General features: G+C 59.4%; 17 protein-coding genes. 16 read left to right on the top strand and 1 reads right to left on the bottom strand.

Annotated elements, in window-relative coordinates:
- The first annotated feature begins 191 nt into the window (after positions 1–191).
- From H146_RS0109150 to H146_RS0109130, 5 genes are all read left to right on the top strand, one after another.
- The gene (locus H146_RS0109150) at positions 192–1,031 is read left to right on the top strand and encodes an isopenicillin N synthase family dioxygenase (RefSeq protein ID WP_019951577.1); all 840 of its coding nucleotides are present in this window, start codon (positions 192–194) and stop codon (positions 1,029–1,031) included.
- The gene (locus tag H146_RS0109145; RefSeq protein WP_019951576.1) at positions 1,028–1,519 is read left to right on the top strand and encodes a GNAT family N-acetyltransferase; all 492 of its coding nucleotides are present in this window, start codon (positions 1,028–1,030) and stop codon (positions 1,517–1,519) included. Before H146_RS0109150 ends, H146_RS0109145 begins: the two co-directional genes overlap by 4 nt.
- A 72-nt stretch (positions 1,520–1,591) precedes the next feature.
- Entirely contained in the window at positions 1,592–2,026 is a 435-nt protein-coding gene (locus H146_RS0109140) for an NINE protein (protein WP_019951575.1), read from the top strand.
- A 56-nt stretch (positions 2,027–2,082) separates the two neighbouring features.
- Positions 2,083–3,012, top strand: a complete 930-nt coding sequence (locus tag H146_RS0109135; RefSeq protein WP_019951574.1) for a cation diffusion facilitator family transporter — start codon at positions 2,083–2,085, stop codon at positions 3,010–3,012.
- Between the two features lie 33 nt (positions 3,013–3,045).
- Entirely contained in the window at positions 3,046–3,660 is a 615-nt protein-coding gene (locus tag H146_RS0109130; RefSeq protein WP_245558712.1) for an exopolysaccharide biosynthesis protein, read from the top strand.
- 25 nt (positions 3,661–3,685) lie between these two features.
- Here H146_RS0109130 and H146_RS0109125 read toward each other — a convergent pair whose 3' ends face one another.
- A complete protein-coding gene (locus H146_RS0109125) occupies positions 3,686–5,620 on the bottom strand; it encodes a transglycosylase SLT domain-containing protein (protein ID WP_245558710.1) in 1,935 nt (644 codons plus the stop codon).
- Positions 5,621–5,806: 186 nt separating this feature from the next.
- On the opposite strand from H146_RS0109125, the gene H146_RS0109120 reads away from it, so the two are divergent.
- From H146_RS0109120 to H146_RS21860, 11 genes are all read left to right on the top strand, one after another.
- The gene (locus H146_RS0109120) at positions 5,807–6,130 is read left to right on the top strand and encodes a YkvA family protein (RefSeq protein ID WP_019951571.1); all 324 of its coding nucleotides are present in this window, start codon (positions 5,807–5,809) and stop codon (positions 6,128–6,130) included.
- Between the two features lie 191 nt (positions 6,131–6,321).
- On the top strand, positions 6,322–8,202 hold the full coding sequence (htpG, locus tag H146_RS0109115; protein ID WP_019951570.1) for a molecular chaperone HtpG: 1,881 nt from the start codon (positions 6,322–6,324) through the stop codon (positions 8,200–8,202).
- A gap of 177 nt (positions 8,203–8,379) precedes the next feature.
- Positions 8,380–9,153 (top strand): protein bax, encoded by a 774-nt coding sequence (locus H146_RS0109110; protein ID WP_156826759.1) that lies wholly within the window; start codon positions 8,380–8,382, stop codon positions 9,151–9,153.
- Between the two features lie 418 nt (positions 9,154–9,571).
- Complete coding sequence (locus H146_RS0109100) at positions 9,572–11,194, top strand: TolC family outer membrane protein (RefSeq protein WP_169433470.1); 1,623 nt, start codon at positions 9,572–9,574, stop codon at positions 11,192–11,194.
- A gap of 146 nt (positions 11,195–11,340) precedes the next feature.
- Positions 11,341–13,503 carry a type I secretion system permease/ATPase gene (locus H146_RS0109095; protein ID WP_019951567.1) on the top strand — a complete coding sequence of 721 codons (2,163 nt, stop codon included), beginning with the start codon at positions 11,341–11,343 and terminating at the stop codon, positions 13,501–13,503.
- Positions 13,500–14,948, top strand: coding sequence for an HlyD family type I secretion periplasmic adaptor subunit (locus H146_RS0109090; protein WP_019951566.1), 1,449 nt, complete (start codon positions 13,500–13,502; stop codon positions 14,946–14,948). The genes H146_RS0109095 and H146_RS0109090 overlap by 4 nt, the downstream gene beginning before the upstream one ends.
- Positions 14,948–15,580: a response regulator transcription factor gene (locus H146_RS0109085; RefSeq protein WP_019951565.1), complete on the top strand. Its 633-nt coding sequence runs from the start codon at positions 14,948–14,950 to the stop codon at positions 15,578–15,580. The genes H146_RS0109090 and H146_RS0109085 overlap by 1 nt, the downstream gene beginning before the upstream one ends.
- A gap of 61 nt (positions 15,581–15,641) precedes the next feature.
- Positions 15,642–18,830, top strand: a complete 3,189-nt coding sequence (locus tag H146_RS18965; RefSeq protein ID WP_019951564.1) for a UDP-N-acetylmuramoyl-tripeptide--D-alanyl-D-alanine ligase — start codon at positions 15,642–15,644, stop codon at positions 18,828–18,830.
- 41 nt (positions 18,831–18,871) lie between these two features.
- Complete coding sequence (locus H146_RS20695) at positions 18,872–19,903, top strand: hypothetical protein (protein ID WP_156826757.1); 1,032 nt, start codon at positions 18,872–18,874, stop codon at positions 19,901–19,903.
- Positions 19,903–21,702 carry an ABC transporter ATP-binding protein gene (locus H146_RS0109070; protein WP_019951562.1) on the top strand — a complete coding sequence of 600 codons (1,800 nt, stop codon included), beginning with the start codon at positions 19,903–19,905 and terminating at the stop codon, positions 21,700–21,702. The genes H146_RS20695 and H146_RS0109070 overlap by 1 nt, the downstream gene beginning before the upstream one ends.
- 240 nt (positions 21,703–21,942) lie before the next feature.
- Positions 21,943–26,519: hypothetical protein (locus tag H146_RS21860; RefSeq protein WP_019951561.1), on the top strand; the 4,577-nt coding region annotated here is incomplete at its 3' end.

Below are 26,519 nucleotides of genomic sequence, written 5' to 3'. Positions count from 1 at the left end.
GCCGAGCCGCAGCCCGTAATATTACGTTGGGCTTTCAGGATCGTGACGCTCGGCACTACCGATGCCGCCAGCTACCTGTAAAGCTACTCGCGAAGCATGATCCAGCACGCGTCGCAAGGTCAAGCATAATTTGCCATTCCTTGCGCACGTGCCATCATGCCTTTCATACCCAACCGTCAAGGGGAAAAGGCATGCAGGTCCGCAACGTTGACTATCAGGATGCGCAGGCGCCGCAGCAATTCACTCGCTCCCTGCGCGAGACAGGCTTCGGTGTAGTGCGCAACCATCCGGTCCCCGCCGCGCTGGTCGAGCGCATCTACAGCGGCTGGGCCGCCTTTTTTGAAAGCGAAGAAAAGCATCGCTGGCGCTACGACCCGGCCACCCACGCCGGTTTTTTTCCGGCCAGTGTCTCCGAGACCGCAAAGGGACAGCGCCAGCGCGATCTCAAGGAGTATTACCACATCTACCCTGAATCGCCCGTGCCGGAGCAGCTTGAAGCCGACATCCGCGAGTACTATCGCATTGCCGAGGGCGTCGCCGCCGAGCTGCTGGGGTGGATCGAGGCCAACACGCCCGTCGAGGTGTCCGAGCGTTTTTCGGCGCCGCTTTCGGGAATGATTCGCGACAGCCGTCAAACGCTGCTGCGCGTGCTCTACTATCCGCCTCTCTCCGGTAGTGAGGAACCCGGAGCGGTACGTGCGGGGGCTCACGAGGATATCAATCTGATCACTGTGCTGCCGGCCGCCAATGAGTCCGGCCTGGAAGTGAAAGGGCGCGACGGAGAGTGGCTGGCGGTACCCTGTGATCCCGGGCAACTGGTGATCAACGTGGGCGACATGCTGCAGGAAGCTTCCGACGGCTATTATCCTTCGACGACCCATCGTGTCATCAACCCGGTTGACGCCGCTCGCGGGCGTGCACGTCTGTCGCTGCCGCTTTTTCTGCATCCGCGCCCCGAGGTCGTGCTGTCCGAGCGTCACAGCGCTGACAGCTACCTCAAGGAACGCCTGCGCGAGCTGGGCGTGCTGTGAGCGCTGTCACCTCGCAGCCGGAGTGGCCCGCCGACTGGCGAGAGGGGAATAACCGGGGGGATCTGCGTTTCGCCCAGCGGTTGGTGGAGGAGACCATGTCGCCCTACTGGCAAAAGCGGCGCATGATGTTCAGCCGGCGCCTTTTCCGCGAGCAATGGCTGCGGCTGGAAACGGCCATTGTGATACGCGAGGGGCGTGACGTGGGGCTGATCGCATGGGATTCGGTCGAAGATATTCACTATCTGCGCGAACTGCATCTGGTTGACGGCTGGCGCGGCCGCGGGGTGGGCGATCGAGTGCTGCGCGAGTGGATCGCCCGACAGGAGGCGTTGGGTGCCAGCCGCATGCGGCTCAAGGTGTTTGCCGAGAACCCCGCCCGCCGGCTCTACGAGCGAGTGGGGTTCGAGGTCGTCCAGAACTCCGGCGAGGTCTCCGGCCTTCTGGGAATGGAGCGTCGCATCAGCGGGCGTCTGATCGATCGAGCCTGAGGGGCCATGATTGAGAGTTGGCGCCAGCGTCTCCATATTGAGCGGCAATGTTACCCCGCGAGGAGACTGCCCATGAACACCATGCCCTCTGGCGCCGCCCTGCCTTCCGATACGCACAGCAAGCTTCTGGGCTATCTGCTGTGGCTTTTCGGCTTCACCGGCGCGCATCGCTTTTACTACGGCAAGCCGGTAACCGGCACGATCTGGTTTTTCACCTTCGGTCTTTTTCTGATCGGCTGGCTGATCGACTTCTTTTTGATCCCATTGATGGATCGTCAGGCCGACAGGCGCTTTCATGCCGGTAGCCGCAGTTACTCCATCAGTTGGATACTGCTGACCTTTCTGGGGGTTTTCGGCATTCATCGCATGTACCTGGGCAAATGGATCACCGGTTTGATCTATCTTTGCACCGGTGGCCTCTTTTTGCTGGGTGTGCTCTATGATTTCTGGACGCTCAACGACCAGATATCGATAAGGCATCATGGTGAGAGTGCGCAGCCGAGCTGACTCATGGGGCGTCGCGCGGCCTTCTATCGCCCCGTGACAATGGAGAAAAGAGACCGATGGCTTCCGAATCAAGGGTCGTAATCTACGCCGCCATGGCGGGTAACCTGCTGGTGGCCATTACCAAATTTGTGGCCGCCGCTTTTACCGGTAGTGCCGCCATGCTCTCCGAGGGCATCCACTCGGTGGTGGATACCGGCAACCAGGTGTTGCTGTTGCTGGGCTTGCGTCGTTCGCACAAGCCGCCGGATTCCGATTACCCGTTCGGCTACGGCAAGGAGATCTATTTCTGGAGTTTCGTGGTGGCCATCCTGATTTTTGCGGTAGGCGCCGGTATCTCCTTTTATGAAGGTGTCATTCACGTTATCGACCCCGAGCCGGTCTCTTCACCGCTGATCAACTATATCGTGCTGGCACTGGCGATCCTGTTCGAGGGCGGCAGCTGGCTTTTCGCACTCAACAGCTTCCGCAAAACGAAGGGCAAGTGGAGCTATGTCGATGCGGTAAGGCGTGGCAAGGACCCTTCGATGTTCATGGTGGTGTTCGAGGATTCGGCCGCGCTGCTGGGGCTTTTGATTGCGCTGCTGGGGCTGGTGCTGGTGCAATTGACCGGTATCGAGGAGTTTGACGGCATCGCCTCGATGCTGATCGGGCTGATTCTGGGCGGCACCGCGGTCTGGCTGGCTGTCGAGACCAAGGGGCTGCTGATCGGCGAAAGCGCCAATCGGCGCGTCGTCGACGATATTCGTCAGCGGGTCGGCGCGCATCAGCAGGTCGAGAAGGTCAACGAGGTGTTGACCATGCATATGGGACCCAACTTCATTCTGGTCAATCTGAGCGTGCGCTTTCGTCGCAGCATGGCCGCCGAGCAGATGGAGCAGGTGATCAGCGAGCTCGACAGCGAGCTCAAACAGGCTTATCAGGACATTAAACGCGTCTTTATTGAAGCCGAATCACGTGTTGAGAAGCCGACAGCACTCGACGCATAGCGCTGCATGGGTCATGGCCGCGCGCCGGCGGCCATGACAAAAGACATTCATGCCAGTAACGAGGCGAGCGGAGAGATGACGGACAGCGACAGACTGAGTGGGCTACTGCGCATGCTCGATCAACGGCATCACGGCAACGACATCAGCATTGACGATATCCTGAAGACCTTTGCATCGCGCGGCTTCGGGCCCATGCTGGTAGTGCCGGCGTTACTGGCGTTGATCTGCCCGATACCGGGCATCCCCACCGCCTGCGGTCTGTTCATGGCATTGGTGGCGATTCAGCAGCTGTTCGGTCGTGATTACCCCTGGCTGCCGCGGCGGTTGAGGCGCGTCTCGATCGGTGAGCAACGTTTTCACAATGCCGTCGAGCGTATCGCGCCGCGCACGGACAGTGTCGAGCGACTGCTGAAACCTCGCCTGACCTTCGTCGACAGCGGCCTCGCACGGCGCGTTATTGCACTGCTGGTGGTGCTGCTGAGTCTGTCGATGGCGCCGCTGGAGCTTCTTCCCTTCGCCGCCGCACTGCCGGCCGGCATGCTGCTTTTGATTGCGCTGGGCATGATCGCTCGCGACGGTCTGGTCATCCTGATCGGTGTTGTGGTCGCCACGATGGGGGTGGGGTGGCTATTGACGATGCTGCTCTGACCACCCCACCTTCCTGCAGGTTTTCTCAGCGGCGCAGAGCGTTGCTGTAACGTGCGTTGCGTTCGCTTGCGTCGATCATCTGAACACCCTCGCTGCTGCCTCGTGCAAGGCTTTCGAAAATGACCCGATAAGCGAGCACTGCCTTGACGTACTCGCGGGTTTCGCGAAAAGGAATCTCCTCGATAAACAGATCGAAGGGTTCGTCGCTACCTGCCAGCCAGCGATCGACGCGACCCGGGCCTGCGTTATAGGCCGCCGCCGCCGCGATGCGGTTGCCGCTGTAGCGCGCCGCCATGTCGCGAATGTAGGCGCTGCCCAGGCGGACGTTGAGTGCCGGCTGCTCGAGACTTGCGACACCGCGCCAGGGAATCCCTAACTGCTGGCTGACGTGTTCGCCGGTGCCCGGCATCAGCTGCATCAGTCCTTGGGCACCAACCGGTGACTGTGCCTCCGGGTTGAACGAGCTTTCACGGCGTGCCAGTGCCATCAAAAACCAGGCATCGACGCCGTTTTCGGCGCCCCACTGCTGAAAGAGTGGCGCATAGGCCTGTGGGAAGCGCCACGCCAGCACATCCCAGTAGTCGCCGCCGATCGCGCCGTGGATCGCCAGGTCGTACCACTGACGGGTAAGGGCGTACTGGATCAGGACGGGCTTGTGCGCATCGCTCAGCCGCTGCATGGCGTAGTACCACTCGGCGCGCGCCAGCCCCGGCTCATCGATACGCTGCAGCGCATCGATACGCTGTACAAGGGGCAGGGCAGCGGCCGCCTCGAGATCCGCCGGCGGGATAGCGACCCGGCGATTGTTGAGTGCGTAGGGCTGGCCGATACGATCGGCCGCCGCGAAGCCGTAGAAGTTGCGCTCACCGGCGGCCTGCTGCCAGGCGGCGCGTGCCCGTGGCTGATCGCCCAGCTGCTCATAAGCACGTCCCAGCCAGTACTGCCAATGGGCGCCGGCGCGCTCGTCCGGCGGCATGTGATCGACCCAGCCGATCACGCTGCGCCAGTTGCGCTCCTCCAGTGCCTGGCGTGCGCGCAGCTCGAAAAGCTGCTGATCGTTCAGCTGTACGGCGACGGCATCGGCCCATTGGGCGTTGGCCGCGATATCGCGCACTATCGAGTAGTAGGCCAGGTCGCGCTCGATGGCGAACTGCTGCTCCTCGGTGAGCGGTGTGCGGCCCTTGACCCGGCGCCATGTATCAAGGGCGCGAGCGGTGTCCTGGCGGGTCAATACGGCCATGGCGGTACTGTAGAGTGGTGCTGCGCCGGCCGTGTTGGCAGGCAGCCGGGCGGGAATTCGGGCAAGCGTCGTCGGGTCGGCGCGCAGTTGCTCGAAGGCGCTGCGAAACGGACTGTCAGCCATCGGCAGCTCGCCGAGCAGGTAGTTGACCAGTCCACTCTCGCCCTCGCGCCAGGCGAGCAGCAGGCGAGCACGGATATCCTCGGCGCCGATCTCGCCACTGGCGCGCAGCCGGGTGAAGAGGGCGTCGCAGGCATCGGGCTGTGAGTGCCCCACGCGCCACAGCTCACGGCCGCCTACTGCCGCGCGCTGCGGGTCGCGATCCAGCAATGCCTGGTAATACCAGCACTGACGCCGTGTGACGTCCGGTGGGCCGTCGCTGATGGCCAGAAAGCGATCGAATTCGCCGCGCACGCCCCAGGCGTCCTGCGCCACGCCACGCATCCACTGCGACAGCACCGAATCCTGCCAGCGTGTGAGATAAGCATTCACCTCGGCGGCAGAGACGCCGGGCAGGCGCGCTTTCAAACGGTGGTAGTCGATATAGCCTTCCAGCGGATGACCACTGACTGCTCGTTGATCGATCTGCGACCACTGCTGTGCTCTGGCCGCCTGCAGTGCGCGATCCACGGCGGCGTCATCGGCTTGTACCGTTGCGGCCGTCGCCATCGCCAGCACGATGCCCATGCACCGCCGGGCCCATTGAAACCTCAAACTCACCCGGATTACTCCTGTCATCTGTCGCATTGGGTCGCCGCTTCAATGTTGTACTGAAGCGGCGTTTCGCTGGTCGGCACAGTTTGTATCAGATAAGGGCGGCAGGCGAACCCACGACTGCTATCTTCAGGATGGAAGTCGGTAACAGCGCCGTGCTTCTGCAAGGCAACATTTCCCTGGAGAGTGAATATGAAGGGTCGACTCAATCCCATTGGGCTGATTCGCGGTCGCGGCCGAGTCTACTGGCGTATCTTCAAGGCATTGAAAACGTTTTTTCCCATGATGCGGGACTGGTGGCGGGGTGCCTACCGGCCGCTACCGCGCCGTGCAGTGATGCTTATGGGCGTTTGCGTGCTTTATATCGTCAGCCCGATCGACCTCATTCCCGACTTTCTGCTCGGCTGGGGCTGGCTGGATGATGTGATTATCGGCGGTTGGCTATTGGCCAAACTGGATGAAGAGCTCGACGATTATCGACAGTGGCGCCAGCAGAAAAATACCGACAGCGCCTGAGCGTTCGGCAGCCAGCGCCGCTGCGTCTCTCACTGCCCCCTTGAAAAACCGAAAATCTCTCCCCATTAAAATTCTACAGGGTGCGGCGATGTGGCCGCGCTCGACGAGTTTCGGCTGCGTCACGTCCGGTGGCGCACCAACACGGTTTTCATCTTCATCCTTTTCTCAAGCGTCCGGAGAGAATTCAGATAATGAGTGCGCAAGAACAGACGCTCGGCTTCCAGACCGAAGTCAAGCAGCTCCTCCATTTGATGATCAACTCGCTCTACTCCAATCGCGAGATCTTTCTGCGCGAGCTGATCTCCAACGGCGCCGATGCCTGCGACAAGCTGCGCTATCGGGCGCTGGAAGATGACGGTCTATACGAAGGTGATGCCGATCTGCGCGTCGAGATCGAATTCGACAGCGAGGCAAAGACCGTTACTGTGCGTGATAACGGCGTCGGCATGAACCGAGAGGATGTGATCGCCAACCTGGGCACTATCGCACGCTCGGGTACCGCTGATTTCCTCAAGCAGCTCTCCGGCGAGCAACAAAAGGATGCCAAACTGATCGGCCAGTTCGGTGTCGGTTTCTACTCCGGCTTCATCGTTGCCGATGAAGTCGTGGTGCGCACCCGACTGGCCGGCACGCCCGCAGAGCAGGGCGTCGAGTGGCGCTCGCGTGGTGAAGGCGAGTTTACCGTGGCGGATATCGAACGCGCCGAGCACGGCACCGAAATCGTTTTGCATCTCAAGGAGGACGCGCTCGAGTTTGCCGACGAGTACCGTCTCAAGTCGCTGGTGCGAAAGTATTCCGACCACATCGATGTACCCGTGCGTATGCCGACTGTGCAGGAAGGCGATGAAGAGACCGATACCACCATCACCTGGGAAACGGTCAACGAGGCGCAGGCACTCTGGACCCGGCCCAAATCCGAGATCAGCGAAGACGAGTACAAGGCGTTTTATAAACACGTTGCTCACGACTTCAGTGATCCGCTCACCTGGAGCCATAACAGGGTCGAGGGCAAGCTGGAGTACACCAGCCTGCTCTATGTGCCTTCACGAGCACCGTTCGATCTCTATCAGCGCGAGGGCGCGCGGGGCCTCAAGCTTTACGTGCAGCGCGTTTTCATTATCGACGACGCCGAGCAGTTCCTGCCGCTCTATCTGCGTTTCGTCAAGGGCGTGATCGACTCCAACGACCTGTCGCTCAACGTTTCGCGCGAAATTCTGCAGCAGGATCCGCAGGTCGAGAAGATGAAAAGCGCTTTGACCAGGCGTGCACTGGATATGCTTGGCAAGCTGGCCGATGACAGTGAGGCGTATCAGAATTTCTGGAACCAGTTCGGTTCAGTGCTCAAGGAAGGCCCTGCCGAGGATTACAGCAATCGTGAGAAGATCGGCGGGCTGCTGCGCTTCTCTACCACCCACACCGACAGCGCCACCCAGGATCAGTCGCTGGCCGATTATGTCGGCCGTATGCAGGAAGGTCAGAAGGCGATCTATTACATCATCGCCGACAGCTTCAATGCCGCACGCCATAGTCCGCACCTCGAGATCTTCCGCAAGAAGGGCATCGAGGTCGTGCTGCTGCACGACCGGGTCGATGAGTGGCTGATGACGCATCTCAGTGAATTCGACGGTCATCAGCTGACCGACATTACCCGTGGCGACCTGGACCTGGGTGATATCGACAGTGAGGAAGAGAAGCAGGCGCAGCAGGAGAACGCAAAGGCCAGAGAAGGACTGGTCGAGCGTTTCCGCGAGGCGCTGGGCGATCAGGTTCAGGAAGTGCGTGTCACGCATCGGCTGACCCAGTCGCCGGCCTGCGTAGTGCTGCCCGAAAACGAGATGGGCTATCAGATGCGTCGTTTGATGGAGGCCGCCGGCCAGAGCGTGCCCGAGGTCAAGCCGATTCTCGAGATCAATCCGGATCACGCCCTGATCAACCGGCTGGATTCCAGCGAAGGCGATAGCTTTAACGATCTGGCCAATGTGCTGCTCGATCAGGCGATTATCGCCGAAGGCGGTAGTCTGGACGACCCGGCTGCCTATGTACGACGCCTCAACGCCATGCTCTCCGCCTGATCCTGTCGGGCATTTGAAAGCTCCCTCGGGGCCGCGTCGGCGGCCCCTCTTCGCACTCGCGCTGAAAGCAATTTCGGCTATTACCGGCGATGTGCATGGATAAGTGTCGATAAATGGCGACACTTGCAGTAACGCTATGGTAACCTCGCCAACCGCTTCGAAAACGAGTCATTCGATATGACACGAATGCATCGCCTTTTGACGACGTTGACGCTCGTGCTGGCGCTTATGATGGTCGGCTCTCCTGCACCGCTGCACGCCGACACCAGCAGGTCTACTCAACAGATGCCGGACCTGCGTCAATACAAGGCCGGTTCCGAACGCAAGATCGCATTTTTCAATCTCATGATCCCGCTGATCGAGCAGGCCAATAACGCGATCAGAAGTGATCGAGACTGGCTTTTGCAGATGAATATAGGTCAGCGTTGGGATGACGCCTCGCGTCAGCAGCTGGCCGATTTGTGCGAGCGCTATGGTCTGAGTTGCAGCAGTGAAAATGATGTCGACTGGACAACGCTTTTACAGCGTGTCGATACCGTTCCTATTCAGTTGGTGTTGATTCAGGCGGTAGAGGAGTCCGGCTGGGGAACATCGCGCTTTGCTCGCGAGGGTAACAACCTGTTCGGTATGCGCTGCTTTGGAAACAGTTGCGGGCTGGAGCATGCCGGCAATGGCAACGGCTTTCAGAGCTTTGACTCGCTACAGGACGGTATCGCCGCCTATATGCGCAATCTCAATACGCACAAGGCCTACCAGGGCATGCGCAAGCAGCGCGCAGCGCTTCGTGAACAGGGCAAAAACGTCAACGCGCTCGCCTTGATTCCCTCGCTTGAGCGCTACTCGACGCGCGGCCAGGATTATCTCGCCGCACTGCAATCACTGTTGAGCACCAACTCCTCTCTGATCGAGGAAGTTCGGCGCCAGGAAGATGACGAGCAGGACCCGGCCTGAGTCCTGCCGGATAGGCTACGAAAGGTTGTATAACGCCCGGCATCAGCCGGGTTTTTTGTAAATTTAGATTGCCTTTTTTGAAGCCCACGCCTTTTCTGTTCTATTACTTAAAGCTATATTTTTTTAAATATCAATAAGTAATGGAACTTCTCTGTCGTCGGAACGGGACGCAACCAGTCGTTTTGACCCGATTGTAAAGGTTTGCTCTATTTTGTATATTCCTGCCGTTCGCTGTCAGGAGGAGTCGGGAGGCCATGGATATGATGGCCTGGGCGGCGGGCATTGATTCAGGGAAGGCCGGGAAAGGATGCGCCATGGTGTCGTTCGCGTCGCCGTGAGGCCCGGGTAGAAAATCAAAGAACCAATGAATTTGACAGGTATCTCCTGCCTGTCGGACCCGAACGCAAAGGAATACACCATGCAAGGCTCATTGTATAAAAGCCGGCTATCTATTCTCGCTGCTCTGATAGCCGCTACGCTTCCAGTGTCTCTGACCGCTGCTGCCGAGGCGTTGCCAAACGCCTCCACCTCCCTGTCCGGTAAGTCGCAAACCTTCTCTTCCTCGCCATCGCCGCTACCTCAGCCCGCTACCGACAATGATTTCGTGCTCCCGGAGCTCTCGGTTCCCGGAAGTACCAACGTCACCCAGGTGGTGCAACGAACCCTGTTTCAAAATCCCGAGGTGCGTGCCAGCTGGAATGCCATCCAGGCCTCCGGCAATGACGCGCGCGAGGCATGGGGTGGTTTCCTGCCCACGGTCAATCTGAGCGGCGGTGCCGGCAGAGAGAGCCAGAGCAATGATGGCGAGGGCAGCTACGAGACCGACTATTACGAGCTGACCCTTCAGCAAATGCTTTTTGATGGCTTTGAAACATCGAGCCAGGTCGATCGTTTTCAGCACATCAAACGCCAGAATTATTTCGACTTCCTTGATACCAGCGAGCAGGCGGCGCTCAACGCCTATCAGGCCTATCTGGATGTGATGCGCTATCGGGATCTGGTGTCACTGGCGCGCGGCAACTACGCCCAGCATCTTACTGTCTTCGATCAGATCGAACAGCGCGCACGCTCCGGCGCCGGTCGCGGTGTCGACCTCGAGCAGATTACGGGTCGCCTGGCGCTGGCCGAATCCAACCTGATGACCGAGGCAGCCAACCTTCACGATGTGGTGGCGCGCTATCAGCGCATCGTGGGTGAACTGCCGCCACGCCAGCTGGCGCCGCTTCCCGAACTGGAGAAGCTGATGCCGCCCAGCGTCGAAGTTGCTCTGCAGGAAGCCATGAACAGCAACCCGCAGATCTATTCGGCCTATGAAAACCGCATGGCGCAGCGTGCCAATCAGGATGTCCGCGAGGCCGCTTTCTATCCTGATTTGTCGTTGCAGGCCTCCACGGGCCGTAACAATGAAGACAGTACTTTTGGAGAGCGCCGAAACCAGACCACCGTTCAACTGGTCGGCTCGATCAATCTCTATCGTGGCGGCAGCGATGTCGCGGCCTGGCGAGCCGCCGGTGATCGTCTCGAGCAGTCCTGGCAGCAGCAGGAGCAGGCCTGTCACAATGTGCGTCAAACGACCCAGATCGCTTATCGGGATGCGGTGCGCTATGAAGAGCAGCTGCGCTATCTCAACGAGCATCGCCAGTCGATCGACCGTATCCGCGTGCCCTATCAACAGCAGTTCGAGCTGGGTCAGCGCACGCTGCTGGACCTGCTCGACAACGAGAACGAATATTTCGAGTCAAGCCGTGACTACGTCGATGGCTGGTATGACCAGCGGCTCGCTTTCGCGCGCACTCTGGCGGCGACCAGCCGCTTGATCTCCGCGCTGCAGGTATCTCATCTGGAAACCGCCGACCTGGTCGATGAAGTCAAGCCCGAAAACATTTCGGCCGATATGAGCTGTGGTGTCACCAGTCCAGGCGGCTTCACGCTGGATGAGCTGACCCAGGGGCTGCGCAGCGACGTTCGCTCCGGTATGGGGAGCTCGCAACAGACGCAGTGGCCCGAAACCGGCAGCTTTGACGTCGAGCCGTTGCAATAAGCGCGAGCTCCCGATACGCCACTACCAGCGATGCCGGGCGGGTAAGGCCATAGCCGCCTGCCCGGCCTACCACCGCAAAGCTTTTTAAACGGCATCGGGCCAACGGCTGTCGGTGCGTTAACACGGCCAGGGTAGCACAAGCGACAATGAGTGAAGAGGTCAATACCGAAAACGCCAGTGCGCCTTCATCGGACGAGCTACTGAGTTGTTTACAGGTGATCTGTCACCAGCACGGTCATGAGGTGACTCGCGACCACCTGCTTTCCGGCGTGCCGCTCGAGGCGGGCTGTCTAACACCGGGCACGTTCGTTCGCGCGGCGGAAAGGGCCGACTTGAGTGCGCGACATGCGCGTTGTTCACTGGCTGCCATCAATCCCGCGCTACTGCCGGCGGTGCTGCTGCTGGAGCCCGGCCGCGCCTGTGTGTTGGCGGGTGTTGATGCCGAAAACGGCACCGCGAGTGTCATCTTTCCGGAGCTTGACGACGCCGCTACCGAGATGTCGCTGGAGGCGCTGAATGGGGTTTACAGCGGCCGGGCGATTTACGTACGACCGCGCTATCGCATGGATGCCCGCAGCGAGCACGCCAAACGCAGGCGTGTGCGGCACTGGTTCTGGGATGCCATTCGCGATAATCGTCGGCTCTATCGCGATGTGATCATCGCCTCGGTCGTGATCAATATTTTCGCGGTCGCCATGCCGCTTTTTGTAATGACCGTCTACGATCGCGTGGTGCCCAACCTGGCTACCGATACGCTGTGGGTGCTGGCGACCGGGGTCGGCGTGGTGCTGATCGGCGATCTGATACTGCGCCTGATGCGCAGCAGTTTTATCGACCTGGCCGCCAGTCGTGCCGATGTCAGGATATCCTCGACCATCATGTCGCGCGTGCTGGATATGCGGATGGAGCAGCGTCCCGCTTCGACCGGCTCTTTTGTATCGTCTCTGCAGGCCTTCGAGTCCGTGCGCGGCTTTATCGGCTCGGCTACCGTGGTTGCGCTGGCCGATCTTCCTTTTGCGCTGCTTTTCGTGGCCGTGGTTGCGCTGATCGGGCCGCCGCTGGTCATCCCGCTGGTGGTGGGCATTGTCTTCATGATGATCTTTGCTCTCATGGCGCAACGAAGGCTGCATACGCTTACGGAAACCAGTCTGCGCGCCAGCGCGCAGCGCAGCGGCGACCTGGTCGAGGCGGTCTCCAATCTGGAAACGGTCAAGGCGTTGCGCGCTGAAAGTCGACTGCAGCGCAGTTGGGAGAAAGCCACTGCTTTTCTGTCGCGCACCTCGGCACAGACGCGTATGGCCAGCTCCTCGGTATCCAGCGTGGCCATGTGGTCACAGCAGACCGTCTCGGTAGTGGTGATCATCATCGGCGTCTACATGATTCTGGATGGCAATCTGACTCAGGGTGGACTGATTGCTGCCTATATGCTGAGCTCGCGGGCGATGGCACCGATCAGTCAGTCGGCCGCGATTTTGACCCAGTATCAGCACGCCGCCGCCGCTCTTGAAAACCTCGACAACCTGATGAAACTGCCCGGTGAAAACGACCGCACCCGGGCTGAGGTCGATCATCCGGTGGTGCGCGGCGATATTCGTTTTCGTCATGTCGGCCTGCGCTACCCGGACGAGGAGCGTGACGCTCTCAGTGATATCGATATCTCTATCACTGCCGGCGAAAAGGTGGCCCTGCTTGGCCAGGTCGGTTCCGGCAAGTCGAGTCTCAACAAGCTGCTGCTGGGACTCTATCAGCCTACCAGTGGCACCGTGATGGTCGACGGTATCGATATCGCCCAGTTCGATCCGCGCCAGCTGCGCCGCCAGATCGGTTATGTGCCGCAGGAGATCAAGCTTTTTTACGGCTCGCTGCGTGACAACGTCGTGATGGGCGGTGGCAGCGACGGTATTGATAGCCAGATGCTGGATAGAGCCCTGACTCTGAGCGGACTCAAGCCGATGGTGGATGCGCATCCACGCGGGCTCGACTGGCCGGTGGGGGAGATGGGCAACCAGCTCTCCGGCGGTCAGCGTCAGGCGGTCGGTATTGCCCGAGCGGTGGTGCACAATCCGCAGATTCTGCTTTTCGATGAGCCCTCAAGCGCCATGGACTACGCCAGTGAGGAAGCTTTCAAGCGGCGTCTGACCGAGTACGCCGAGGGACGTACGCTACTGCTGGTGACACACCGCACGTCGCTGCTGTCGCTGGTCGATCGCATCGTGGTAGTGGATGGCGGGCGCGTGGTGGCGGACGGTGCGCGTGACACCGTCATCGAGGCGCTGCGCAGCGGTCAGATCGGGAAGGCGTCATCATGAGCGCAGCTCGGAAAGACAAAAAGGGAGACGATCAGCGCACCCTGGAGCAGAAGGGCTTCGAGGCGCTGGGACGCTTTTCGCACAAGGGTGGCAAGCCGCTGCGACCGCTGATTGATCGCCTCTTTGCACGGCGCGTAACCGGCCTGCATCTGGACCGCGACTGGAACCATGACGCCGACTGGGCGCGCATTCAGCAGGAGCCCATGCGAGCGCGCTGGCTGCTCTATGCGATGGTGTTGGTGGTGATCGCGCTGATCGTATGGGCCAGTTTTGGCAAGATCGACGAGGTTACCCGCGGCACAGGGCGTGTTGTTCCGGCCAGTCAGTTGCAGACGCTGTCCTCGCTGGATGGCGGTATCGTGCAGGAGATCCTGGCGCGTGAGGGGGAGCGGGTTGACCGGGGCCAGCTGCTGATGCGCATCGACCCCACCCGCTTTGTCGCCAACTTCCGCGAGAATCGCGTTCAGGCTTTTGCGCTCCAGGCGCGCATTACACGACTCGAGGCGTTGATCAAGGATGTGCCGTTCGAACCGAGCGATGAGCTGCAGCAGAACGCGCCCGAGATCGTCGCTGATGAGCGCCAGCTCTATCAGAATCTGCGCCAGGAGACGTCGCAGGAAATAGCGATTCTCAACGAGCAGCTCAGTCAGCGTCGCGATGAACTGCGTGAGACTCAGTCGCGAGTGGCTACCGCACGGCAGAGTCTGAACCTGGCATCGCAGGAATTATCGATGACGCGTCCCATGCTCGATACCGGTGCGGTTTCCGAAGTCGAAGTGTTGAGGCTCGAACGTGAGGTCTCAAACGCTCGCGGCGAGCTGAATCAGGCCAGCGCCCGGGTTGACCAGCTGCAGTCGGCAATCGAGGAGGCGCAGTCCAAGATCGACGAGGCCCGCTCGGAGCGAGTCAGCGACTGGCGCACGGAGCTTGCCCAGGCGCGCGGTGAACTCGCGGCGCTTAATGAGTCGGGCACCGGGCTTGAAAATCGCGTCACCACTGCCGAACTGCGCTCGCCGGTCGACGGTATCGTACAGAGTGTCAATATCAATACCGTGGGCGGTGTGGCACAGCCCGGACAGGACATCATCGAGATCGTCCCCACCGACGAACAGCTGCTGGTGGAAGCGCGTATCGCGCCGCGCGATGTTGCCTTTTTGCATCCCGGGCAGCGCGCCATCATCAAACTGACCGCCTATGATTTCTCGCTCTATGGCGGCTTCGAGGCCGAGCTGGTGAATATCAGCCCCGACACCGTCACCGACGAAGACGGTAATACCTTCTATCGCGTGCGGGTGCGCTCCGAGGAAGGGGCTTTCGAAAAAGACCTGACGGTCATTCCCGGCATGATCGCTCAGGTCGATATCGTTACCGGCAAGCGTACCGTTATGCAGTATCTGCTCAAGCCCGTTCTGCGCGCCTGGCGCGATTCCCTGGGAGAGCGTTGATGAATCACTGGTTTATAACGACTGATGGCAGCCTGCAGGGGCGCTGGATGAAAGCTTTCCACGATGCGGCGGCGTTGATGCCCGCAGACGCAGAGCAGACGGTGGCTGCCGGCGATCTCGCCTGGCTCTCCACCGGCGTCGATCAATGGCTGGATTTCGTTCCTGTTCTGGCCGGTCAGGGCGCCCATGTCGTCGTATTGAGCTACGCCTCCGATGAGCGCGAAGCGCTGAGCGCACTGGACTCGGGGGCTCGCGGCTATGTGCACACTCTGGCCGCGCCCGATCTGCTCAAACAGGTCGCGCTGGTAGTGAGCAACCACGGTGTTTGGGTCGGGCAGGAGCTGTTGGCGAGAGTGCTGGGAGGCTCCCTGAAGGCGCTCCAGGCACGTGCACCGTCCGATCAGACGATCAACTCGGCGCTTTTGGAGTGCCTGACCGAAAGAGAGCGCAGCGTTGCCTTGTCGGTGTCGCGTGGTGCTACCAACAAGGAGATTGCGCGGCAGCTTGATATCAGTGAGCGAACGGTCAAGGCACATCTGAGCGCTATTTTCAGGAAGCTCTGCGTTCGCGATCGTCTGCAATTGATTCTGAAACTGGCGCCTTCCAGAGAGCACCTTTCCGAGCGCATCTGAACGCCCGCTGCCCGCCACCCGAGCCGGCGGCTTCCTTTCGGAAATTACGCTGAGTACGACGATGTCGGCTATATCCACTGCGAGGGCAGGCGACCCCCTGCTGACCATCGCGCTGCCGAGCGCTGAGTGTGCTTCGCCATCCGCAAGCGAGGCGAATATTGCCCATGCGCTGGCGCGCTTGAGCGATCCGTTAATACCCATGTGGCGGTATCGGCATGCCCGTCAGGACGCGTTTTCCCGCCTGATGCTGCTGTCGGTGAGCGACGGTTATGAGCGCGCCAGGGTGGCCACCGTGCAGCTCGACCCGGACGCTCTGCATGCGGGCCGCTGGGCGGCGCTGTTACCGGTGGTGGAGAAGGCGCTGGCGCGGCTGGCAGGGAAGTTTAACCATCCGCTGCTATGGTGCCGGTTGGAGTGGCCCTTCGCGGTGCGTGAATGGCAATGGCAGCCGCTACAGGACGAGATCCAGCGCTATAAACGCAACTACTTTCGCAGCGGGCTGGCGTTTCGGGGGAAGGATACTTCACTGCTGTTGCTCGGTGAAATGGAGCTCAACGCCAACGCCTGTCTCTATCCCGGCGGCCGGATAGCGCACGCCCGGGTCAATCAGCCGCGGCTGGAAGGCTATATCAGGGCACGTCACGGTTCGAGCCGAATGCCGAGCTTTGCCGAGGAGATGCCGGCATGGAGCTTTTCTACCGAAGGAGTTTTCCTCGAGGTCAGCGAGGCGGAGGTTCGGGTTCATGCGCTGGAGACCCGTCCCAGGCAGTGGGGCCGGCGACAGATGCCGGCACTGACGACACAGGCAAGCGCCGCACTGATCGCCTCGGGCACGCGCTTTCTGAGCCACCAGATAGGCCCTCGCGGACGCTACGTCTACGGCTATTTCCCGTGTTTCGACCGCCGAATCGACAGCTACAACGTGCTGCGCCACGCCAGCAGCACCTACGCTCTGCTGGAAGGGTATGAAGCCTGCCGCGAGCAGCAGCTTCTGAGCGCGGGCGAGCTTTCCCGGGTGGAGGCGCGAATCCGTCTGGCGCTGGAGGATCTTCGCCTGCACTTCGTCGTCCACCGCGAGGGCGCCGCCTATGTGGCGGAGAGTGACAACAGCATCAAGCTGGGGGCCAATGCGGTCACTATACTGGCGCTGGTGAAGTTTCATCAGGTGATGGCGGATGGCCAATATGATGCACTGGCCGATGCTCTGGCGCTGGGCATTACCCGCATGCAGGCGAGTGACGGCAGCTTCGTGCACGTAATTGATGCGGCGGACCTGTCGGTGAAGGAGAAAAACCGGATTATCTACTACGACGGCGAAGCCGCCTTCGCTCTGATGCGCCTGTACGGTCGGACCCGGGATTCACGCTGGCTCGACTGCGTGGTCAGGGCGTTCGACTATTTTATCGCCAACGGCCACGAAAAGGCCCATGACCACTGGCTGGCCTACTGCACCAACGAGCTGGTGCGTTATCGTCCCGAGCGGCGCTATTTCGCTTTCGCGGTGCGCAATGTTGCCGGTTACATCGACTTTATTCATCAACGGATCACCACCTTTCCCACTCTTCTCGAACTGTCGATGGCCTTTCACTGTACCCTCGAAAGGCTGAAAGCGTTTCCGGCGTTTTCCGATCTTCTCGACGATTTCGATGTTGCGGCATTTTATCAGGCGTTGCATGCCAGAGCGTATCACCTGATGAATGGCTTCTTCTGGCCGGAAATGGCGATGTTTTTCAAGTCACCCGCGACCATAACGGGCGGCTTCTTCATTCGCCACCACGCCTTTCGCGTGCGTATCGACGACGTGGAACACTACCTGTCGGGGCTGATTGCCTATCAGAAAATGCTTCGTGAGGATGGTGCTACTGTAGTCAAACCGCTTTCAGCCGGACTGGATGCCAGGACACTGGCAGCAGTAACAGGAGGCACATGGCTATCTTCGCCTTCGAAGAAGTGGCAAGCGAATGGAATATGTGGCTGGTTGGGCTCTTTTCAGCCCGGTCAGGTGGTTGTTGCTAGAAGCAAGACGATGGACAAGGGGTTCCTGCCATTTGCAATAGTAAAGACTTTGGTCGCCAGAGGCGCTGCTGCAGTAATCTGCGATGATGGTGATCCCTATCGTGATATCGGTGTGCCCGTATTAGAGGTGCGCAATGCGCGATCAGCGATACTGGCGATAGCGGCGCGTCAGCGACACGGTTATGCAGGTCGGGTTATTGGTGTAACCGGCAGTGCAGGTAAAACCACTACGGTAACGATGCTGGCTCATGCACTGGCATATAACGGAGAGGTGGGTCGGACTGTTGGTAGTGCCAATTTGCCGACTGGTATTGCCTTGAATATCTCTTCCATGCCACAGCAGGCAATCTATTGGGTAGTCGAAATGGCCATAGGCTCCATGGGCAGGAGTACGGAACTCGTTCGCCCGGATATTGCCATTGTAACCAACATTGATGCAGCTCATCTGCTCTATCACTCCTCTCTCGATGAAATCGCTCGCAAGAAAGCGCGTATTTTCGACGGAATGTCTCCGGGTGGATTGGTAGTACTTTACCGGGATATGCCTTATTATAGCTATTTTGCTGAACAGGCTGCACGACGTTGTCTAAGAGTTGTCAGCTTTGGCGAGCATACAAATGCCGACCTGCGTTTGCTTGATTATACCGGTAGTCGTGGAAGCGTAGTCTTTGATGGTAAGGTTCATGACCTCGTTATGGAGGCCCCCGGACGACACATGATGCTTAATGCAATGTCGGTGCTTGCCGTAGCTCGATACGATAATCTTCCGTTGGGTACCGTGATTGATCGACTGACGTCATTCAGGGCAGTGTCAGGGCGGGGAGAAAGACGTTCTATTATTTACAAGGGAATTCCCATCAATCTTATTGATGAGGCTTACAACGCTAATCCGCTTTCTATGCGGATGGCACTGGAAACCTACGACGCCCAGCCTGTTGATCCCTCGCAAAAGCTGGTAATCGTTGGCGATATGTTGGAGCTTGGTGACGCCGCTGAGAAGTTTCATATTGAGTTGGCTCCGCTGCTTGAATCAATGTCGGTCAGGAAAGTCCTGCTTTGTGGCGAACACTGCCGTGTTCTGGCGCAACAGTTGAATGGTGAGTCTGCTAGTGTTTTTTATTTCGAAGATGTCAAAGCGCTTTCGAAGTCGTTAATCCGATATCTGAAGCCACATGATAGTGTTTTGATAAAGGCCTCTCACGGTGTTGGTCTGCACGCTCTTTTTTCTGAGTAAAAATCGGTCGCGCTCGTAAATAAATGGAGCCAGGTTACGGCATGTATAGAAGAAAAGTAAACATGATTATTTCTATAAAAGGATGCTGGGTAATCACTGTAATGTTGATCTGCATAACCTTATCAGTGACGAATCTGGCAAGTGCCAAGTCAATAATATCCGGTGAATGCTACTACCTTCAGCGGGACGGGGCGTCTGAAAGTCTTGTCTACAAGGAAGGTTCTGATCAAAATTTTGGTAATATTCGTTATTTTGCAGCATCCAACGATATGTACCAAGCTTGGACCAGGGCTCGTCTCGATGACTTGAGGCTTCAACTGGACACTGCTGACGAGATTTATCGCGAGATACTGGGTCTGGTGCCACCTCTGGATATGCCTCGTTATCACCAAGCCGATTTTATTATGGCCAATTTGCTTGCCGGGCGTGGCCGTGGCGGAAAGGCCTATGATGAAGTGGTGCGCAGCGCAATCAATCGGGAGTGCCATATCCGTATGGCACTGGGAGGGCAGGTCAATCCTGCAAAAAACCTGACGCCTGCTCATGAACTTTTCCACATGTATTTGAATGCATACATGATGTTCAAACAGGCGTGGCTACAGGAAGGATTGGCCCGTTGGTCAGAAGGTCTTTTCAGCGGTCGTATGCAAAATGAGGAGATTTTGCCCGCCAAGGCTGAAGCTCTGGAGACGCTTTTAAGTAAAAGCTATGATGCAGCGTCTTTCTGGCAGCGTTTATTTTATCTGGTCGATTTCAAAAGTAAAATTGATACTCCCACCGCGATTCGCGATAGACGTTACCTTGACGGCAGTAGAGTAGTTTCCTCTACTGAACTCTATGGAGGTGGTTTTATTGCTTGGCTTTTTGAATCACTCTGCGAAACCAGTGCGCTGCTTGCACAACAGCATCAGTGGCCAAAATATGGTTGGCCCGAGGCCGAGCAACACAGTCCGGATCACAATTGGGCTATTCTTTCCGCTATTCATAATGCGGTAGTTTCTTATGTTCCTGAAAATGAGCAGTCCGATGAGTTACGTGCCTTCATGCGACTTATAGCATCAAGGCTGGACTAATGAGCGACCCATTAACAGACAGTGGAGTAGATGAGGTTCGCGTCCATCAGGTACATGATCTGATGATGGCGCTTTTTCGCTTCGTCCTATGGCCATTTCGTTGGCGTGTAGGTGTCATTTTGATTATGCAGATGGTCAGCCAGATCATGCTGGTGGCGAGCCTATTACTGCCTTGGCAATTGTTGCAAGTGCTACTGACCGGCCATAATCGTATTGAAGGTTTGGTTTCCGGCGCTGAAGGAAGTAATGATGAAATAACGCTTTTGATAATGCTGACGGCAATCTGTTTTTGTAGCTATGCGCTGCTAAAGTGGTGGATAAAAAAGGCGATTGTAGATTTATCAGAAGCCATATTTAAACGGCTGAACAAGACTCGAATGGTTAACAATCATCGTTTGCTGGGGAGACGTGTGTTATCAGTTGTAATCAGTGCTCTGTCTTCCATCTTGATTGCAGTGCTTTTTATTTTATTAATCGCGATGTTGCACCAGTTGCTGGCTTTTTTGGCGGTAATGTTTGTTTTTTTTCTTGTGGGCTGGCTGCGTTTTTTTTACTGCTTTGAGCGCGTGAATAAAATCCAGCAAACACTTCAAAATAACGTGTTGACGTTAATTAACATCGGGTTTGTGCTGAGTTTTTCAATTATTTTTTTGGATTACCTTCACGACGCCATGCGTCCATTTCTTGTGCTCTTTGTTTTGCTGCTGAGTATGCGGCAGCTAATGGCGTCAAGCGTCAATGCTTTGGTTAATTTTCTTTCAATTATTAAAAGGTTTCAACAAATTAATATGCTGCTGTTGCCTCGTTCACAGCAGATCGCACTTCCCTCGGCTACAAGCTTTACGCAGCGGTTCGAACAGGCGGCTATTGCGCACTGGTTATTGCCATGGCTGACTGGGCGCCAGTATATTATTGGCAATCCAGTTGTTTGTCAGTGCCGTCTCCTGCATGGCCGTGGTGTGGCACAAGTGATAATCCAGCATGACGGCGGAGAGAAGGCGCCACGATATTTGCTATTCAAATGCTATATACCTGCGCGAGAAAATGAGGCGCTTCATGAAGCAGCATTATTGAATGCGGTTGGCAGTTACCATCACAGTGGCAGCTCATCAATACCCGAACTGATTGAAAACGGGCGCTTTTCATGGTGCTGCTTTTTGCTGTTGACAGTAGGTAACAAGCGGCCTCAGTGGAAAAATGCGGAAGAGCGTAAGCCCTGGATGGGAAAGTTGCGTCAAGATTTTTGCAATATATCTTTACCTAACAATCTTGTTGGTCAGTTTGCCGCTACTTTTCCTTCGTTGCCAGAACGCATGCGCGAGCTGGCGATGACGCGGTTTAATTACCTTGTCCAGCAGGACAGGGATAGTTTTCAGGTTGACCGCCTCATAAGGCTATGGCCGCTTATGTTGGCTGAAGTTGAAAAGGTTCCTGGCTTTCTTGCGATACAAAATCCTGCTAGTGCGCGTCTGGCGAGCATGGATGATCAAATATTGCTTATGGACTGGCAAGGCTGGGTTTTCGATACACTTGGTGCTTATTGGCCTCTTTCGGCAAACATTCACACTGAGGCCTACGAGCTTATAGCTACACATTGGCAGGATCCTGAATCCAGGCAATGTTGGTTGCAGTTCGGGACACCAGCCATGGCTGCTCACTATGTGGCGCTGGCAGCCCGAGCCCATGAATTCTGCCAGCGCTATCGCAATCTCAACGATGCCGGCGCGCTCAATATGATCAATGGGCTGCTCCTGGCTTTTGAGGCCATTGTAAATAGCGATACGGATACCACCCCATAGCGTTACGGTCCCGGATCATCCGGGGGTTACCGTGCTGGAATTTTTCGCCGGCTATCCATATCGACCCTCACGCGCCGGCCATCCTTTCCGTGCGTCTCCCGAGGCACGTACTGTCCATCGGTACAATAGGACGGTATGCAGGACCGGAGTAGTCTGACGCCATAATGCCGCCAGTTCGTCACCTTCCGACCATCGCCGCGCGGCGCCTTCTTTTATTGAATTTCTAGCGAGAACAGATATATGGCAATCACCGTTACGGCAATTTCCGGCCAGGCCTGGGCGCGCGGCGAAGACGGCATGCTGCGCGAACTCAGCGTTGGAGACACACTGGCGCCAGGCGAGACACTTGTTACCGCTGCCGATGGCAGCGTGTCGCTGGATTTTGGTGATAACAGTGGCATCGTCACCGTGGACGGTGGAGAGCAGGTATTGATCTCCCCCGAACTGGATGCCGAAGACATTGTTGCCGCAGAAGATGCCAGTGTCCTGGATGATGACGTGGAATCGCTGCTTGTGGCTCTGGACAACCAGGATGGCGATCTCCTCGAGCTTCTGGAAGCTCCTGCGGCAGGTGCCGGCGCCGGCGGTGCAGCAGGTGGCGGCCACGGTTTTGTCGTTCTCGCTCGCATTAGCGAAAGCGTTAACCCGCTTGAATTCAACTCCGGCGCTGTAGACGCGCCGGAGCCGGCTTTTGTTGAAGGGGGTGGATTTGCTGACACCCTCGACGACGATGGCGACGCCGACGCCGACGCGGACGCCGATTCGGATGCTGACGCCGACGCCGATGCGGACGCCGATGCCGATGCTGATGCCGATGCCGATGCCGATGCCGATGCTGACGCCGATTCGGATGCTGACGCCGACGCCGATGCGGACGCCGATGCTGATGCCGATGCCGATGCCGATGCGGATGCCGACGCAGATGCGGACGCTGACGCTGATGCCGATGCTGATGCTGATGCCGATGCCGATGCCGATGCCGATGCCGATGCCGACGCCGATGCCGATGCCGACGCAGATTCGGATGCTGACGCCGATGCCGATTCGGACGCTGATGCGGATGCGGATGCGGATGCGGATGCTGATGCCGATGCCGACGCGGATGCCGATTCGGATGCCGATGCGGATGCCGACGCCGATGCGGATGCCGATGCCGATGCGGATGCCGACGCAGATGCTGATGCTGATGCTGATGCGGACGCCGATGCGGACGCCGACGCCGATGCGGATGCCGACGCCGACGCCGACGCCGACGCCGACGCTGATGCTGATGCGGATGCGGATGCGGACGCTGACGCCGACGCCGACGCCGATGCGGACGCTGACGCGGATGCCGACGCTGATGCGGATGCCGACGCTGATGCGGACGCCGATGCTGACGCCGATTCGGACGCCGATGCCGATGCCGATGCCGATGCCGACGCGGATGCTGATGCGGACGCCGATGCGGATGCCGACGCCGACGCCGATGCCGACGCTGATGCCGATGCCGATGCCGATGCCGATTCGGATGCCGACGCGGATGCCGACGCCGATGCCGATGCCGATGCCGACGCCGATGCGGACGCCGATGCGGACGCGGACGCTGACGCGGATGCCGACGCCGACGCGGACGCGGATGCCGACGCGGATGCGGATGCGGATGCCGATGCCGACGCCGACGCCGATTCGGACGCTGACGCTGACGCTGACGCGGATGCGGATGCTGATGCGGACGCCGATTCGGACGCCGATGCGGACGCTGACGCCGATGCGGATGCCGACGCCGACGCTGATTCGGATGCCGATGCGGATGCTGATGCCGATGCCGATGCGGATGCGGATGCGGACGCTGATTCGGATGCTGACGCGGATGCCGATGCCGACGCCGATGCCGACGCGGACGCCGATTCGGACGCCGATGCCGATGCCGACGCCGATGCCGATGCTGACGCCGATGCGGATGCGGACGCTGACGCGGATGCGGATGCGGATGCGGATGCTGATGCCGACGCGGATGCGGATGCGGATGCCGACGCGGATGCGGATGCCGACGCGGATGCGGATGCCGACGCGGATGCGGACGCCGACGCGGATGCGGACGCTGATGCCGATGCGGATGCTGACGCTGATGCGGATGCCGACGCTGATTCGGATGCCGATGCCGATGCGGATGCGGACGCTGATTCGGATGCTGACGCCGATGCCGATGCCGATGCCGATGCCGATGCGGATGCGGACGCTGATTCGGATGCTGACGCGGATGCCGATGCTGATGCGGATGCCGACGCAGATGCGGATGCCGACGCCGATTCGGATGCCGATGCGGACGCAGACGCCGATGCGGATGCGGATGCGGATGCGGACGCCGACGCGGATGCGGACGCCGACGCGGATGCCGACGCGGATGCGGATGCTGACGCCGATACCGATGCCGATGCCGATTCGGATGCCGATGCGGATGCCGACGCCGATGCGGATGCCGATGCCGATGCGGATGCGGATGCGGATGCCGATGCCGACGCAGATTCGGATGCTGACGCCGATGCCGATTCGGACGCTGATGCGGATGCCGACGCAGATGCGGACGCCGACGCCGATGCCGATGCCGACGCCGACGCCGATGCCGATGCCGATGCCGATGCCGACGCCGACGCCGATGCCGATGCCGACGCCGACGCGGATGCGGACGCCGATGCCGATGCCGATGCGGATGCGGACGCTGATGCCGATGCGGACGCCGATTCGGATGCTGACGCGGATGCCGACGCCGACGCCGACGCGGACGCCGATTCGGATGCTGACGCCGACGCCGATGCGGACGCCGATGCCGATGCCGATGCCGATGCCGATGCCGATGCCGATGCCGATGCTGACGCCGATTCGGATGCTGACGCCGATGCCGATGCTGATGCCGATGCCGATGCCGATGCCGATGCTGACGCTGACGCCGATGCTGATGCCGATGCCGACGCGGATGCCGATTCGGATGCCGATGCGGATGCCGACGCCGATGCGGATGCCGACGCCGACGCCGACGCCGACGCCGACGCTGATGCTGATGCTGATGCGGATGCGGATGCGGATGCGGACGCTGACGCAGATTCGGACGCCGACGCCGACGCCGACGCCGATGCGGATGCTGACGCCGATGCGGATGCGGATGCGGATGCGGATGCGGACGCTGATTCGGATGCTGACGCCGATGCCGATTCGGACGCTGATGCGGATGCTGACGCCGATGCGGATGCTGATGCGGATGCGGATGCGGATGCGGATGCGGACGCCGACGCAGATGCCGATGCGGATGCCGATGCCGATGCCGATGCCGATGCCGATACCGATGCCGATGCCGATACCGATGCCGATGCCGATGCCGATTCGGATGCCGATGCCGATGCCGATGCGGATGCCGATGCGGATGCCGACGCGGATGCCGATTCGGACGCCGACGCGGATGCGGACGCCGACGCAGATTCGGACGCCGACGCCGACGCCGACGCCGACGCCGACGCCGATGCGGATGCTGACGCCGATGCCGATGCCGACGCCGACGCTGACGCCGATGCCGATGCCGATGCGGACGCCGATGCCGATGCGGATGCCGACGCCGATTCGGACGCTGATGCGGATGCGGATGCGGATGCTGACGCCGATGCGGATGCCGACGCGGATTCCGATGCCGACGCAGATGCGGACGCCGACGCCGACGCCGATGCCGATGCCGACGCGGATGCGGACGCCGATGCCGATGCTGATGCTGATGCTGATGCGGACGCTGACGCCGATTCGGATGCGGATGCCGACGCGGATGCGGATGCCGATGCTGACGCTGATGCGGATGCCGATGCCGACGCCGATTCGGACGCTGACGCTGACGCTGACGCGGATGCGGACGCCGATGCGGATGCCGACGCCGACGCCGATGCCGACGCTGATGCCGATGCCGATGCCGATTCGGATGCCGACGCGGATGCCGACGCCGATGCCGATGCCGATGCTGACGCCGATGCCGACGCGGACGCCGATGCGGACGCTGACGCGGATGCCGACGCCGACGCGGACGCGGATGCCGACGCGGATGCGGATGCGGATGCCGACGCGGATGCAGATGCCGACGCCGACGCCGATGCGGATGCTGACGCTGATGCCGATGCCGATGCCGATGCCGATGCGGACGCGGACGCCGATTCGGACGCCGACGCGGACGCCGATTCAGATGCCGATACGGATGCGCCGAGCCTCGATATTGCCTTCCAGGGAACGACCAGCTTTGAGGGCAGCGATCAGGAGCAGGTCGGAGACTACTACACCACCAATTCGCAAAACCCGACGGTGACGTTCACCTTCAGCGAGGCAGTGAGCGGTTTCGACCTCGACGATGTGCAGGTGACAGGCGGCACCCTCAGTGATCTGAGTGACCCTCAGACCAACGCCGATGGTTCGGTGACCTATACCGCCTCATTCCATCCTTATCCCAACTTCGAAGGGGAGGCGACGGCCCGCGTCGAACAGGGCAGCTATACCGACCTGGCGGGCAACGCCGGCGGTGGCGATACTGCTTCGACCAACGTCGACACCCTGGCGGGCGCCACCATCGGTATCAACACCATCGCTGGTGACGATGTGATCAACGCCGAGGAAGCAGGCGGCACGGTCACCGTAAGCGGTCGCGTTAACGTGCAGGAAGGTGGGCAGAGCGACGCCCGTCCCGGCGATACGGTGACGCTGGTCATCGGCGAGGGCGAGAACAGCGTCACCTACACCGGCACGGTGCAGGACGATTACAGCTGGAGCATCGACGTAGCAGGCAGTGATCTGGCCGCTCACAGCCAGGT

This window comes from Kushneria aurantia DSM 21353 (assembly GCF_000382245.1).
Classification (GTDB): domain Bacteria; phylum Pseudomonadota; class Gammaproteobacteria; order Pseudomonadales; family Halomonadaceae; genus Kushneria; species Kushneria aurantia.
The sequence above is the reverse complement of the archived record's forward strand: the minus strand, read 5'-3'. Positions and strand labels throughout refer to the sequence as shown.

Bases quoted from the DNA above. Each gene is read 5' to 3' on its own strand.
- H146_RS0109150 (WP_019951577.1), top strand. From the start codon at position 192: ATGCAGGTCCGCAACGTTGACTATCAGGATGCGCAGGCGCCGCAGCAA.
- H146_RS0109140 (WP_019951575.1), top strand. From the start codon at position 1,592: ATGAACACCATGCCCTCTGGCGCCGCCCTGCCTTCCGATACGCACAGC.
- H146_RS0109135 (WP_019951574.1), top strand. From the start codon at position 2,083: ATGGCTTCCGAATCAAGGGTCGTAATCTACGCCGCCATGGCGGGTAAC.
- H146_RS0109130 (WP_245558712.1), top strand. From the start codon at position 3,046: ATGACAAAAGACATTCATGCCAGTAACGAGGCGAGCGGAGAGATGACG.
- H146_RS0109120 (WP_019951571.1), top strand. From the start codon at position 5,807: ATGAAGGGTCGACTCAATCCCATTGGGCTGATTCGCGGTCGCGGCCGA.
- htpG (WP_019951570.1), top strand. From the start codon at position 6,322: ATGAGTGCGCAAGAACAGACGCTCGGCTTCCAGACCGAAGTCAAGCAG.
- H146_RS0109110 (WP_156826759.1), top strand. From the start codon at position 8,380: ATGACACGAATGCATCGCCTTTTGACGACGTTGACGCTCGTGCTGGCG.
- H146_RS0109100 (WP_169433470.1), top strand. From the start codon at position 9,572: ATGCAAGGCTCATTGTATAAAAGCCGGCTATCTATTCTCGCTGCTCTG.
- H146_RS0109095 (WP_019951567.1), top strand. From the start codon at position 11,341: ATGAGTGAAGAGGTCAATACCGAAAACGCCAGTGCGCCTTCATCGGAC.
- H146_RS0109090 (WP_019951566.1), top strand. From the start codon at position 13,500: ATGAGCGCAGCTCGGAAAGACAAAAAGGGAGACGATCAGCGCACCCTG.
- H146_RS0109085 (WP_019951565.1), top strand. From the start codon at position 14,948: ATGAATCACTGGTTTATAACGACTGATGGCAGCCTGCAGGGGCGCTGG.
- H146_RS18965 (WP_019951564.1), top strand. From the start codon at position 15,642: ATGTCGGCTATATCCACTGCGAGGGCAGGCGACCCCCTGCTGACCATC.
- H146_RS20695 (WP_156826757.1), top strand. From the start codon at position 18,872: ATGTATAGAAGAAAAGTAAACATGATTATTTCTATAAAAGGATGCTGG.
- H146_RS0109070 (WP_019951562.1), top strand. From the start codon at position 19,903: ATGAGCGACCCATTAACAGACAGTGGAGTAGATGAGGTTCGCGTCCAT.